Raw genomic sequence first — 15,747 nt, forward strand, 5'->3', positions numbered from 1 at the left:
ATGTCCACGCACTTCGCGTACGACGGTGAGGCCGCCGGCCTCTCCGCGTGCGCTGGTGTCGTGCGGCTGCGGCTCTCGCCGATGGACCGGCTCCTGTGGGTCGTGCGGTGGGTGTTCGGTCTGGCCGGTGCCGTGGTGGTGATGTGGATCGGGGCGGCGTTCCTCGCGACGCCCGCGTCCGCGGCTGCGGTGGTGCCGGCGGCGGCCGTCCAGCAGAGCCTGATGAAGGGAGGTGCAAGCAGCAGGCAAGGTGGCGACGGCGATGGCGACTCGGGCGGTGGCGACTCCGACGGCGGGGGTGACTCCGACGGCGGCGGGGACGACAAGTCCGAGAAGTCTGAGAAGAGCGAGAAGAAAGAAAAGAAGGAAAAGAAAGAAAAGAAGGAAAGTAAGTCCGACAAGAAGGACGAGGACGAGTCCGAGAAGTCGGAGAAGAAGTCCGACAAGGATGAGAAGAAGTCCGAGAAGAAGTCGGAGAAGAGCGAGAAGAAGAAGTCCGAGAAGAAGGACGAGAAGTCCGAGAAGAAGGACCGCGAGGAGTCCGACGACGAGGGTGAGCGTCGCTCCCGCGAGGACGGCACCGACGAGCGTTCGGGTGACGACCGGGAACGCGACAAGGGTGAGCGCGAGAACGACGACGCGGACGATCACCCGCAGGTTCGGCACGAGGAGCGCGACGAGCGCGATTCCGAGCGACGTGAGTCCGGGCAGCGTGAGTCCGAGGGGAGTGACTCCGCGCAGGACGAGTCGGAGGCCGAGGACGCGAAGGAGCGGGATCGCTCCGAGCGCGCCGACTCCGACGGAGCGGCCGCGGGGCGGCTCGGCGACGCCGACACCGAGAAGGTGCGGGCCGAGGAGCGCTCCGGAGGTCGCGACACCGACGGCGAGGATGACGGCAGCGACGCCCGTGGCCGGGACGGCGCCGAGTCGGACGACGACGGCGGGGACAGCGTCGCCGCGGTCCGGAAGGCCGCCGAGCGCGGCGATGGCGACGGCATCCGGGAAGCCGTGCGGGAGCGGGTGCGGGGAGCGCTCGGCGAGGCGCGGGAGCGGACCGAGCGCGCTCGGGAGTCCGCGGAGGACGCCACCGACGATGCCGCCGAGCGCGTCGGCGATCGCGATGCGCGGTCGGAGGACGAGGAGCAGGACGGCCGGGCGGCGCGGGTGCGTGCCGCCGATCGCGACGACGACGGGGCAAAGGACACGCGCCGCAAGAAGGCCGCGCGCGACGCTGTGGAGGCGGCGGACGGCAACGGCGACGAGGACGGCGCACGCCGCTTCGAGAAGGAGTTGGGCGAGCGCGTCTCGGAGGCGGGCGACGACGTCGAGGGCGCGGTGCGCCGGTTCGCGAAGGACGTGGCGGAGAAGGTCGAGGGCGCTCGATCGAAGCGGGGCGACGACGAGGGCAAGCGCTCGGCCAAGAAGGACGACGACCGCGAGCGGCTACGGAGCGTAGTTCGCGAGCTGTCGGACCGGGCGCGCAAGGCGGGGTCCGAGCGTGAGGACGGCGAGGAGGAATCCGGCCGTCGCTTGGCCGAGAGGCTGGCCGAGGCGGCGGACTCCGCCGACGAGAAGGACGGCTCGAGGAAGGCCCTGGCGGAGCTCGTCGGTGAGGGCAGCCGCTCGGACGAGGACGATGACGAGCGCGGCGACCGTGCCGGGGAAGCCACTCGCTGGGTGCACGATCTCGTCGAGAAGGCACGGGCCGGGGACCGGTCCGGCAAGAACGACAAGAAGAAGCCCGACTCCGGTGAGCGTGCCGAGAAGTGGGCGAAGCTGGCCGGTGACATCGCCGAGGCCGTCGGCTCGCGGCACCGCGCCGATGACGACTCGGACAAGGCTGCCGACAAGAAGGCCGATCGTGCCTCGGCCGAGCTGCGGCGCGCCGTGTCCGAGCGGATCGGGTCGGCGCTGGCTCGCGGCGACGACGAGAGCGACGACGGCAAGAAGGACCGGGGCGCGGATGTTCGGCGCCTCGTCGAGCGGGCCGGTGAGTTCGCGCGGGACGTCGCCGACGGCGAGGTCGACGGTGACGTCGGCAAGGCGGTCAAGGGGCTGGTGCGCGAGGCCGCGCGGGTGGCCGCCGATCACGCGGATGTCTCCGAGGGCGACGTGAAGCGGATCGAGGGTGAGGTCCGAAAGGCGATCCAGCGCGGCGACACCCGCGCCGACGGCAAGGCCGGCGACGAGAAGGTGTCGGCTCAGGACGAGAAGGCCCTCGCCAAGCTCCTGTCCGCGGGCGACGACGAGAAGGCGACGGCGAAGAAGCTGGCCGGCCTCGACGCCGAGGAGCGCGAGCAGCTGTGCGGCGACGGCGGTTGCTCGGATCTGACCTCGGATGAGATGTCCACGCTGTCCTCGCGCGAGTTCTCGGACACGCGGTCCCGGGCGCCACCGCGCGACGAGGACGACGATGACAACTGGGAGTCCGACGATTCGGCCGAGCAGACCGAGCGGGTGCTCGAGGGCCGGATCGAGGTCGACAAGAGCGAGAAGAAGCTCCAGCAGACGAAGAAGGACGTCGCGTCGGGCAAGGCCACCAAGGCCGAGTACGACAAGCAGGCCGCCGAGCACAAGAAGCTGCAGCAGCAGTACGGGGCGGACCGGGCGGAGCTGTCGGAGGATCGCGCCGAGCTGGTCGACGAGGTCGTCGACGGGCACGAGAAGCTCAGCGACAGCGAGAAGAAGCTGAAGGCCGAGGAGAAGAAGGTCGCCGGCGGCACGGTGACCGCGGCCGCGCACAAGAAGAACGTCAAGGCGTACGAGAAGCAGCGTGACGAGGTCTACGAGGCCACCGACGAGCTGATGGACGCCACCGACCGGCACGTGGAGACGGTGTCGGAGGACGACCTGGACGGTGAGGGCTCGGCGGCCGGCTGTGGCTCCGACGGGGCGTTCACGGCCTGCGGGTCGGCGAGCGAGTCCGCGGACGGGACGCGGGACTCCGAGCGGAAGGTGTGCCTGTCCGGGGTGTCGTCCGGGTGTGGCGCGTCCTCGTCGGCGGGCGACTCCAAGGCCGAGGCCTCGTGTGACGACACCGGTTGTGGGAGTAGTGCGTCCAGTCGCGGTGCCGACGGTGAGGTGACGAAGGCGTCCGCGAGGTGCGACGGCGACCCGGGCAGCTGTGGGCAGTCCAGCCGGGCCGATCGTGAGGGTGCGTCGGCGGAGTGCGAGTCCGGCGGCGGAGGCTGTCGTACGGATTCGTCCGGACCCGCCCGCGAGGGGGCATCCCCGGGCGGTGCGGAACGTCGCACGGCCGCGCAGGCGGCGTGCACCGGGGCGTGCGGCACCGATTCCTCCGCGGATCGCGAGGGTGCCGAGGCGGGCTGTGACACCGCGGGCGGTAGCTGCGACAGCAGCAGCACCGGCTCGGGCAGCGAGCGCCCGCAGGCCCGGCTGGCGTCCACCGCCGCGGCGAACGGGGACACCGACCAGGCGAGCCGGAAGGGCAGCAGCACCGCGCACTGCGAGGGCGCCGGCGGCTGTGGCACCTCCAGCAAGGTGGACCTGGGCGACGAGGAGTCCACCGACGAGGTCGTGGCCGACGCGGATGTCGACTGCGCGGCGAAGTGCACGGGGTCGGCGAGCAGCACCACCGACGCCGGCCACAAGACCGGCACGGAGAAGGGCGCCGGCGCCGCTGCGGCGAAGACCGCGCAGGACGGGCCGGAGTCGGCAACCAACGGCAAGGCCGAGTGCACCGTCTCCGGTGGCGGGTGCACGACCCGCAGCCGGTCCGGCGCGGATGACGAGGACTCGGCGGGCAGCGCGGGCAGCAGCGACGCGGTGGTCGAGGTCGACTGCGAGGCGGGTTGCACCGGTACCGGCACGACCAGCACCGCGGGCACCGGCCGTGGGGTCGCCGCGGGTGCGGAGCGCAAGAGCTCCGGCACCGCGTCGTGCGAGTCGGCGGGCAGCGGTTGCCAGGCCTACAGCAGCACCGATGTGGACAGCCAGGTCGACGAGCAGGACTCCTGGACCGACCGGCTCACCGGCGGGACGGTGCGGCCCGCGGCGCTGACCGACGGCGACGCCACCGCCTCCAGCTCTGCGGGCGCGAACGTCGACTGCGACGCGGCCGGCTGCAGCGGTAAGGCCAGCAGCGCCACCAACGGCACCGTCACCGGTGCCCCGGCGACCGCGGGGGCGGCGGCCCCGGTTCGCACTACGAAGGCTTCCTCGTCGTGTGAGGCGAAGGCCGGTGGGTGCGGGATCGAGTCGGACTCCCAGGTGTCCGACAACGCCGGTGAGACCTCCTGGTCGGACCAGCTCGGTGCCGCGGCGAAGGCAAAGGCCCCGGCCGCGCGGGAGCTGACCGCATCGAGCACGGCGGGTAGCGAGATCGAGTGCGCCGCCGCGACCTGTGTCGCGTCGGGCAAGAGCACGACCGCGGGTGGCGCGTCGGGTGATGTGAAGGGTGTGCGCGACAGCACGGGCACCTCGTCCTGCACCGCGCACGGTGCCGGTGGTGGCTGCACCACCGCGGCGGACACCACGGTCGCCGACCGAGACCCGGCCGATGTCGACCCGGCGTCCGGTGTGGCCGCGGTGTCCGGCCCGGTGAGCGTGTCCCACGCCGCGGGTTCGGTGCAGTGCTCCGGTGCCGCGACCGAGTGCGGCGGGACCGCGACCAGCTCGACCAGCGCCCGGGACACCGGGGTGTCCCCGCACGCCCGCGGCACCTCCGCGACCACGGAGTGCACGGTGACCGGTGGTGGCTGCTCCGGCGAGACCTCGTCGTCGGCCTCCAGTGCCCCGGACTTCGTGGCGGTGGACCCGAACACCGGGAAGCCGCTGCCGGGCCAGTCGTTGTCCGGGCCGTCCTCGACCTCGTCGTCGAGTGCCAGCCTGGCCTGTGACGCGGGAACGGCCTGCTCCGGTTCGGTGCGCACCACCACCAGCGCGTGGGACGGTGCGGTCGCGGGCGGGAAGCCGCGGACCTCGGAGGGCATCGCGTCCTGCACCGGTGGCACGGGTGGTTGTCAGGTGCGGTCGGTGTCGACGGCGTCGACGGGTCCGGGTGCGGCGCTGGCGTTGTCCGGTCCGCAGGCGGACGGGACGGCGCAGCCGGTGAACACCGCCCGGTTGGTGGCGGGTCCGTCGGCGGCCTCGGCGGCGGGTGCGGTGCTGGTGTGCGAGGGCCAGGCGGCCTGCACGGGCAAGGTCACCAGCGCGGCGTCCGCGACCGACCCGAGTGTGTCGGCCGACCCGCGCGGCTCGCGGTCCGAGGGATCGTGTGAGGGCGTGTCGGGTGGGGTGTGCCAGGCGGTCACCAACTCGGGTGCGTCCAGCGGCCCGGACGGGAACGTGATCGCGCCGCTGGTGCAGGCCCGCTCGACGGCGAACGCGACCGTCGCCTCGGAGACCACCGGGGAACAGGGGCAGACGCCTGCCGACGGGCAGCAGGGTCAGGGCTCCGACCAGCCGGCGACGGTGCCCGCACCGGTGGCGCCGGGTTCGAGCGCGAACTCGGGTGGCCCGACGGTGCAGGGTGCGTCGAGCTGGTCGATGGCCTCGGCCACGATGGACTGCGCCGGGGGCACGCTGTGCTCCGGCACGGCGCGAAGCTCGGCCACCGGTCAGGACGGGCCCTCGGCGGTGAACGACGGCAACGGGGCGCGTGGTCCTCCGGGGACCGGCACCACCACCTCCAGCGGCAGCTGCACCAGCTCGGTCAGCGGCTGCCATGCCCAGACCGATTCCTCCGCGGGCTCCGGCCAGGTCGTGGCCGACATCATCGCGGAGCAGCAGAACACCCAGGCCGAGCAGGCCGAGCAGCAGGCGAAGGAAGCCGAGCGGCTCGCCGCGCAGGCCGCGAAGGTCGCCGCCCGTCCGGGTGCGACCGCCGCACAACTGAAGACCGCCGCCGACGCCGCAGCCGCGGCGAAGGACGCGCGCAAGACCGCCGCCGAGGCCGCGAAGCTGGCTGCGAAGCCGGTCACCGACGCGCCGGCCACGTTGTCGCAGTCGGGTGCGACCGCGCAGTGCGCCGGGGCCGGGTGCACCGCCGCGACCACCGGTGGCACGAGCGGCATGCCCGGTCGGACGCAGACCGCGGCCACCTGCACTGCCGCTGCGGGCGGGTGCGTCGTGGCGAGCGACGCCATCGCGTCGGCCTTCCGCGACTCCGGCCAGACCACCGGTAGCGGCAAGGATGCCAAGCGGATTCCGGGCTCCTCCGGCAGCGCCCAGGCCAGCTCCCAGCTTGTGTGCCCCGAGGCCGGATGCACCGGGAAGGTCACGGGCAGCGTCAGGGCCGTCGCCGGTCCCAAGGGTGAGCGCAGCACCAGCACCGCCACGGGGTCGACCGGTTGTGCCGGCACCACCGCATGCCAGGCACGGATCAGCGTCGCCTCCGCGACCGCGGCCACCGCGCCGGGAGCCAAGGCTGAGCAGCGGTTCGCCACCACGACCGCGTCGGTGACCGCCGTATGTGACGACGGCACCAAGGCCGGCTGCGCCGCCCGGGCCACGTCCGAGTCGAATGCAGTCGGCGCGAGCGATGTTCGGGGCAACGCCGCCGCCACCTGCCAGGCGGCCGGAGGTTGCCAGGCCGCTACCGGCGGACTCGCCGCCGAGAACGCAGTCCAGGTGAGCGCCCAGTGCGTGGGTACCGGCTGCAGGACGCACACCGAAGGTGTCGCGCGGGCCGCCGCGCCGGGTGGCACGAGCTCGGCGGTCTCGCGCAGCGACTGCACCGCCGGCGCCGACGGCGGGTGCGCCGGCTCCAGCCTTGTCGGGGCGAGCAAGGAAGCCGGAGCGCAGGCCTCCGCGACCTGCCAGGGCACCGATGGCTCCAGCTGCTCCTACTCCACTCGCAGCGACGCGCAAGCCGCGACCGGAGGGAACTCCGCTGTCGCGACGGCCAGCTGCGGCGACAACGCCAACGGTGGCTGCACGACGACCGCCGCCGCCCAGGCGACCGACGACGTGGCGATGGCCGCTGCGGCCTGCCAGGGCAGCGAGGGATCCGGCTGCCGCTACTCCTACCGGGCACACAGTGCGGCCTCGGCCACCGGTCCGGGAACCAGCGCGAACGCATCGGCCACCGGTCGTGGCGCCGGCACCTTCGGCGGCGGCCAGGCGATGACCACCGCGACGGCGCAGGCGGGTCCGGGCTCTGCGGCCGCGTCGGCGTCCTGCACGGGCACCGCGGGGACGAGCTGCAGCCACCACTACTCCGCGACCGCGTCCGCGTCTGCGTCGGCGGCCGGTGCCTCGGCGAATGCCTACGCTCACGGTTCCGGCGGTGGCGGCATGGGTGGCGGTGGCGTCATGGTGTCGGCGTCTGCCCAGGCGAGCCCGGGTTCGGCTTCGGCGTCGGCGTCGTGCATGGGGTCGCCGGGGACGAACTGCACGCATTCGTTCTCCGCGACCGCGTCCGCGTCGGCCTCGGCGGCCGGTGCCTCGGCGAATGCCTACGCTCACGGTTCTGGTGGCGGTGGCATGGGTGGCGGTGGCGTCATGGTGTCGGCGTCCGCGCAGGCCAGCCCGGGTTCGGCTTCGGCGTCGGCATCGTGCATGGGGTCGCCGGGCACGAACTGCACCCACTCGTACTCGGCGACCGCGTCGGCGTCGGACTCGCACCCCTCCGGGTCGTGGGCCAAGGCGTACGCACACGGCTCCGGCGGTGGCGGCATGGGCGGCGGCGGCGTCGGTGTGATGGCCTACGCGGTGGCCGGCGACGGCTTCGCCAACGCAGGCGCGTCCTGCTCCGGAGCGGCGAACTGCACCGCCACCTACTCCGCGCACGCCGAGGCGTACGACGAACTGAACACGCCGTACGGCAAGTACATCGCGGAGAAGTGGGCGACCTGCTCCGGCTCCGGCAACGGCGGCTGTGGCGCCTGGGCGGTGGCCATCGCCGGCCCCGACGGTGTCGCCGAGGCCGGATGCACCGGCAACGGCTCCTGTGACAAGGGCGGACGTGGTGCCGACTTCATCCCGGCCAAGCCGGTCGACACCAGCGGCCTCGGCATGGCCGTGGACAAGAACGGCAAGCCGATCAAGATCGAGGACGTCGACCCGAACCACGACGCCGTCGAGGTCACGCCCGGCGAGAACGGCCAGATCGTCATCAAGATCAAGCCGAAGGGCCAGGACGAGCCCACGACGTACACCTGCCAGGCCCCGTGCAGCAAGACCATCGACGGGATCACCGGCGGCAATGACCACGGCCAGAGGAACCCCCACGGGGACTACTACGGCTCGATGCCCGTGGCGGGCCGCCCGGACAAGCGGCACGAGGTGCGCGGCGAGAACGGCGTCGGGATGGCCCAGGACGCCGAGGGCAACGCCGAGGCGTGGGCCCGCGGCAAGGGTATGGCTGTCGACGGGCGCAGCGGCGACAAGATGATCTTCACGCGCAAGGCCGCTGCCGAAGAGGGACAGAACAACGTCCGGTTCTCGAACAAGAAGGGTTCTCCGTTCACCTCCACGTGCAACGGCGGCTGCGAGTGGACCTCCCCGACCGGTGAGCACCTGACGATCGACGGCAAGTGGGGCCAGATCCAGGCGCAGGACGCCAACGGCAGCCCGGCGCAGATCAAGTTCATCGGGCCGGGCCACTTCACCAACAAGCAGGGCGACATCGTCCACGCGGACAACAAGGGCGCGAACGTCGGTGTCACCGACATCATCGGCCGCTCGCGCGACGGGAGCCCCGGGATCTACTCGGTGAAGAACACCACCGGCTACATCCAGTTCGTGGACCCCAACTACAAGGGCGAGGACGGCAAGAACGTCTACAAGATCCAGATCACTGGCGGCGACCTGAGCCAGGGGATCAAGGGGACCACTCCGGACAAGGACGGCAAGGGCGGATCCCTGTGGTGCGAGGGCGACTGCATCCGCACCATGCCGGGCTCGTTCAACGACGGCGCGAACGGCAAGGCCATCTACGACCCGGTGACGGCGTGCAAGAACTGCCGCATCACCGAGCAGCTGCCGACCGGCACCGGCCGCTTCCCGAACGGTTACGGCAGCGTCGAGCTGTTCGACGACAGCAACGGCGGACCGGTCTCGCGCTACACCCCGTGGGGGGACAAGCAATCCTGCACGGCCGGTGACTACTGCGGGTTCACCCAGTACAACCGCAGCGCCGACGGTCAGGGCGGGGGCGCGATCTGCAACGCGTCCGGCGCAGGCGGTGGCTGCTACGGCTTCAACAAGGAAGGCGACATCCAGAACGCCACCGTCAAGGTCGACAAGGACGGCAAGCCGTACACGGACGCCGAGGGCAACCCGATCGGTGTTCGCACCGGGCTGCTCTACCGCGACAAGGACGGGAAGCACGCCGGCCGCTTCTGCGCGGAGGGGGGCGACTGCAGCGGCTCGGGCTCCGAGTCGATCGAGGCCCCGAAGGGAACCATCGCGGCGATGGTCGCGGTGCTCGACCCCAGCCTGAAGGTCACCGAGGAAACCGCGAAGGATCTCTCCGAGGTCACCGGCCCGGACGGGAAGAAGCTGCTGGACCGCAAGCCGGATGATCGGCGGCCGCTGAGCCAGAACGAGATCGACCAGCTCAAGGCGGCCGGTCGCGAGGACCTGATCACGGCCCACAACCGCGACATCGGCGAGCTGTCCCGGGCCCAGCTCGACGGCGCCCAGATGTCCATCCTGGACGACACCGTGACCCAGAAGGACATGGGTCCGAAGTACAAGGAGCTCGAGCCGAAGATCGACAAGCTGGCCGGGCTGACCGAGAACGCACTCGAGGGCGACAACCACATCGACGCAGGCGAGTGGGCCGAGATCGATCCCCTCCGCAAGGAGATCGATGACAAGGCACCGGGCATGCTGGAGAAGTGGCTGCCGGCGCAGAGCCGGCTGCAGGCGATGCGTCACGCGTCCTGGTCGATGGACGACTTCACCGCCGCCAACCAGGCCGTGGGCAACAACCGCCAGCTGATCGACAAGCTGGTGCCGGGCTACGACCCGTCGAAGGCGCCGACGCCTGGCCAGCAGGACGAGGCGATCCGGATCGTCGCCGAGCAGCAGAAGGACGTCGGCAACGCCCAGCTGGCGTTGCAGTCCGCGATCGGGGAGCGCAGCCAGAACCTGAACGACCGCGTCGCCAGGTACAACGCCGCCTTCCAGCGGATCAAGGATCGCGGCGGCCCGACCGTCGGCGAGTCGATCTGGCTCCAGGGCGAGTACCAGTCGATCAACCGCGAGAAGGACGCGATCACCGCGATCGCACGACCGCTGCAAGCCGACATCGACGCCAAGGAGAAGGTGCTCCGGCAGACCGACCTGGCTTACGCGGACGCCTCCGGCAACCAGGCATGGGCCGGCGACCTGCACGGTGCTTTCGACCGGCACAACCGGGTCAACAACCTCTACCAGCGACTCTCGGTGTCGCCGCAGAAGCGTCAGCAGACCTTGTCGGAGACGTTCGGGACGCTCACCTCGCTCACCGAGCTGCAATACAACGCGGTTCGCGACAAGCCGTTCGCGGCGCCCAAGAATTACAAGCCGGGCAATAGCATCGCGCCAAACGAGAGTTTGATGGGCGGGAGAGCTCTGCCCTCGACCATGTTGCAGGACTTCCGCTACATCCACGCGGCGGCCAAGTTCAAGGCCGATTGGGACGCTTACCAGGGCCCCTTGCGCAAGATCATCGATGAGACGATGGACCTCGATGCGCAGGCGGCTGCGGCAGCGTTCGGGCGGACTCCGAAGATCATGGAGGCCGAGCGGCGTCCGCAGGAGATCGACCGCAGCTTCGCGGCCATCTATGAGGAGTTGGGTGGTGACCGCAACGAGAAGGCGCGCGAGCAGGCCCGCAATGTGCTGAACACCATCGGCGAGAAGGCCGGGGACGGCAGCAAGGTCGAAGCGATCCGAATGCCGTACTACCAGCCCGACACCGAAAACCAGGAGGGCGGGTGGACCACCGTCACCCTGTTCCGCGTGAAGCAGGACGACGGCAGCTACCGCTACATCGATGCGACCGGTGCGCACTTCGGCAGCCTCGACGACTTCCGCAACAACAACGAGATGCTCGCAGAGGACGGCACGCTGATCGCGCCGTCGAATCTCGGTATCGAAGGCGTGGACAAGTTCGGCAGGCTCGACAGCACCGACAAGCCGGCCACCGACTGCGGCTGTGAGCTCACCACCACGTCGGGCAGACACATCTCCGGCTGGGACAAGGCCAAGCACTGGGTCGTGGGTGGCGCCATGGTGGTCGGCGGCGCGTTGCTGTGGGTCGGCGGCGGCTTCGCCACGCTGGCGACCCTGGGTGCTGCCTCACCGCTCGGCGCTGCCGCGGCGATCGGAGGTACCGCCTTGATCGCAGGCGGGATCGCCTACACCACGTACGACGTGGCCTCCAACATGATCAACCGCAGTAACCACGGCCAGTCCAACAGCTGGTCCAACCCCGCCGCCCGGGCCGACTACATCGGCATGGCGGGCAACCTGCTGGCCGCAACCGGTATGGGCATCGGGATCAAGGCTGCATTCACCGGCGCCGCCAGAGCCACCGCCGCGGAGGCGGCGGCGGGCGCGGCGAGTGCAGGAGCGAGAGGTGCCGCGGGCGCCGGCACGTCGTTCTGGGGGCGGACGTTCAGCGGGAAGTGGGCCACCGGCGCGCCCGGATGGCAGGGGACGTGGACGGCCGCGCACCAGGCGTACAGCCCGGGGATCAAGGCGATGGTCAACGGCACGGCCTCCCGGGCCGCGTATGCCCACAGCGCCTTCAACTGGGCAGGCTTCGGTGTCTTCGGTTACACGGCGGTCGACGGCACGATCTCGTACCACAAGAACAAGAGGGACATGACCCCGGCGCAGCGGTCCGAGGCCGTGTCCGGACTGTGGGCGACCTGGTCGATGATGGCCGCGCCGCTTGCGATCGGCGGGATCGGCATGGTCACCAAGACCCGGTTCCCGGTCGGCCTTGCCCGTTCCGGCAACACCACTCCGCCTCAGGGCGACGCGCCGCCGGGGACCCCGCCGGGTGGCTCGCCGGCCACCCCGCCCGGCAGCCTGCCGCCTGGACCGCCCAAGCCCGCCGCGCCACCGCCGGCCAATCCCGGCACGAGCGGATCCGGCACGGGCACCGGCTCGGGTGCGAGCGGTGCAGGCAGCGGCGGCTCCGGTCCCGGCGGCAACGGAGCCACGGGTGGGTCCGGTACCGGGTCCGGCGGCACATCGTCCGAGGGCTCCGCGCCCGCAGGTACCGGACGCGGCTCCGGCTCCAATCCCGGAGCCGGTGACCCGCTCAACCGCGGCGGTGGGTCGCGGACCGGATCGTCCACGGCGCACGAGGCGACGGGTGTGCCCGGGGAGCAGGCCCGGCCGGGCACGGACCCCGCCACCGCGGTTGACGGTGTCGGCGGCCGCGGCCAGCAGCCGGCCGACCCCGCCACGATTTCGCCGCGTGGCACCACCCGCGGTGACATGGGTGAGTCCGCCAACCCGCGGCCCGCGGGCGAGGGCGTCACCGAGGGGCCGGGCGCCCGTCCGGTCGAGGACGGCGTCGCCGGGCGGGTCCGGGCCGGCGAGGAGGCTCCGGCCCGCACCGAGCTCGACGCCCCGGCCGCTGTGCGGCAGGCGCGCGACGCCGCTGACACCCCGGCCCGGCAGCAGGCGGATCGGCAGGCCGCCGAGATCCGGGCGCAAGCGGATCGCGACGCCGCAGTGGTCCGGCAGCAGGCCGACCAGGAGGCCGCGGCGGTTCGGGCACGCGCCGATCAGGAGGCGGCTGAGGCCCGGGCAACGGGTGACAAGGAGTCCGCGGCGCTTCGGGACCAGGCGGATCGGCAGCAGATCGCTGACGGCCGGACTCGGGCGGAGCTGGATGAGGCCGGCATTCGGGCCCGTGCGGAGGAGGACGTCGCCGCCATCCGGGCCCGTGCCGAGCAGGACGAGGCCGCTATCCGGGCCCGCGCCCAGCAGGATGAGGCCGCCATTCGGGCCCGTGCCGAGCAGGACGCCCTTGACGTGCTGAGCCGAGCCGAACGGGATCGGCCTGCCGTTCCGGCGCCTGCTGAGCAGGAGGCGGGCCTTGCTGCACCGCGCACGGCCGGGGAAGGTGCGACGGGCGATGTCCCGGCCCGCTCGCAGGGGCGGTCCGTCGCCGGCGAAGCGTCCGGCGACGGGATCGCAGGCGTCGCCGCGGGTGCCCGACCGGGGAGCAACCCGATGGGCGGGTCCGACCCGGGCGCCGGCCTCGAGATCGCGCAACCTGGCGGGCAGCAGCCGCCCGCGCCCCCGCGGGCCGGGCCGGACCTGGCGCCCCCGGGGTCCGAACCAGTCGCGACCCGGGGTGTCGGACAGACCGTTCGGCCCGACCAGGCCCAGCTGGCGAGCCCCGGGGCTCCCGGTGCCGTTGGCGCCCGGGACCCGCCGGCCGCCGTGCCCTCGAACCCGACTGGTCAGTCCGTGGCCGCGGGCGCCGTCGCTGAGTCGGGCTCCGGTCCGATCGCCGCGCCCACGCCGGCCACGGGCGGTAAGGAAGGCATCAACACCGCCCACACCGGGACGGGTACCGCCGAACCCGGTTCCAGCGGCGCTACCGGTGGTGGACACCGTGGCGTCACCACCGCCCCCGGCCCTCGCGGTACCGCCGACGGCACGAGTGCCGGAGCCGAGAAGTCCTCGGGCCCGACGCCGCAAGAACCACAGAAGCTTCCGCCGAACCCAGGCGGCCCGGAGAACCCGGCCTTGCCGGTCGGGCGAAACAACGAGAATGCCGGATCCGGTCGTGGCGACCCGCCAGGCCCCAAGCCGGGTGGTACAGACTCGGGCGCCGGCCCGGATCCTGCCGGGCGACGTTCGGTCGACGGGCCCCTCGCGAAGACCAGTTCCGGTGAGGCACCGGCGCCGAACCACGATGCCAACACCGCGACCGGGATTCCGCCCCCGGCCGAGTCCGCGACCACCGGTAAGGCCGGCGACGCCGGCCGGGTGGAGGTCGCTCCCGCCGAGCCGAACGGCATCGGTCGGGACGCTGCAGGCAGCGGACAGCAGGCGGGCAAGGACGCCGTCGCGACGGACGCTGCCGGTCGGGACAACGTCGGTGTGGAAGGCGCTCGTACCGTCGAGGCGCCGATCGACAGGACGGAGGCGGGACAGGCACGGTCGGCAGGTCAGAAGCGCAACCCGAGTGAGGAGATCCACGACCAAGACGGCAACACCGAGATCTCCCTGAACCGCGCCTCCTCGGCGGCGGAGCAGAACGCCGACGCCAAGCGGGGAGCGGCAGAACCAGCGGGTGAGCCCGCTGGCATCGAAGCAACGAAGACCGGTTCCGGTCGCGAGGGCGATTCGGTCGCCACTGCGTCCGAGCCGCCCACCCAGCCGGGTGGCGGCACGGCTTCGCGGACGGCGGGCAAGGGGCCCACGGCCAAGAAGCTGACGCGGGCCATGCGCGGCATGCCCGTGCGCAGGGCGAGCGAGGTCGCCGGTGAGATCCGCAGGGGTCTGACGCGCAAGCCGATGACGGAGCAGGAGCTCGCCGACCGGATCGGTCAGCAGGGGGACCTGGGCGACTTCGAGTACTTCGTCGAAGCCAACCCGGCCACCGGCGAGCAGGTCGGGTTCGTCCGGCACTACCGGCACGGCCGAGCGAGCGAGAACGGCCTCCGGATGTCCTACGACGCCTCCAGCGAGTCGTCGAAGGGGAGGAACGAGCACGACGACGCCTTCGAAGCGGGCAACCGCGCGATGGAAGAGGTCATCGACGCGCTGCTCGACCCCGAGCGCGGCGCGGCCGCCGAGGGCGGGCCACGCATCACCGAAGAGCCCGGCGACGGCGCGTACGGCCCTGACCCGGCCCTGGCCGCCCAGGTGCGCGACGCGATGTCGGCCAGGATCGAGGCCAAGAAGGGCTACACGGCTCCTGCCGAGGAACTGGCGCGGGAGCTGGGAGTTCCGGAGGCGCAGATCGAAGCTGCGCTGCAGGGCGCGGGCGACGTCTTCTACTACAAGCCGACCGGCGAGGACGCGGGGCGGGTTGCCACGGTCGGAATGCGCGGTGCCGAGGCTCTGTCCGAGGCGGACCTGGCGGCGGTGCACCGCCACATCCGGAAGTTCGGCTGGCGCACCACGAAGTGGCTGCGGGACCGGTACCAAGAGCTCACCCGGCAGGTGTCCAGCGGTGAGCGTCGCATCGAGGACGTCGAGCTGGAGTGCCTGGGCCTGGTGTGCGAGGCCTCGGCCCGGCCGAGCAAGCCAGGGCTCCAGGACGGCAAGGTCGTGCGCCCGGACCAGGTGGCCGGCGCGCTCGCGATGGTGCGCGGTTACGTCGTGGAGATGCGGACCGGCGAGGGCAAGACGCTCGCCGGCGCGGTCGCAGCGCTGGTGCGGGCGGTGGACGGCCGTGGCGTGCACTGGCTGACTACCGACGACAACTCCGCGGGCAAGGCCGTCGCCGAGGTCAAGCGGATCGGTGGGCGGCTCGGCGCATCCGCGGAGCTGGTGGTCGACACGCGGAGCCCGTCCGGGAAGCGGGACGCCTACCAGGCGGACGTCACGGTCGGCACCGCCGAGATCGTGTTCGACCTGCTGCGCGACCGATCGGGCATCCCACAGCTCGACAAGGCAGAGCTGACCACCCTTCTCGAGCAGGCGCGGGGCGGCGACCGCGCGGCGCTGGTGAAGCTGCGTGACCTGACCCGCGATGCGAAGAAGCCGGTGCAGGACGGCCGGGGCGGGTTCCTGATCTTCGACGAGGTCGACCTCTTCCTCATCGACGACGCGAACATGCGCTATCGCATCGCCGACGAGGTCCCGAACGCG

1 protein-coding gene (running past one end of the window) is annotated in these 15,747 nt (G+C 72.1%); it reads left to right on the top strand.

Translation table 11 applies throughout. The annotated features are described in order from the left end of the window. Positions 1-15,747 carry the start of a GNAT family N-acetyltransferase gene (locus tag FHX44_RS19400; protein ID WP_147257087.1) on the top strand. The gene runs 49,899 nt beyond the window's last position, so only the first 15,747 of its 65,646 coding nucleotides appear in the window; it begins with the start codon at positions 1-3; its stop codon lies off the right edge, out of view.

The sequence above is a fragment of the Pseudonocardia hierapolitana genome (assembly GCF_007994075.1).
Classification (GTDB): domain Bacteria; phylum Actinomycetota; class Actinomycetes; order Mycobacteriales; family Pseudonocardiaceae; genus Pseudonocardia; species Pseudonocardia hierapolitana.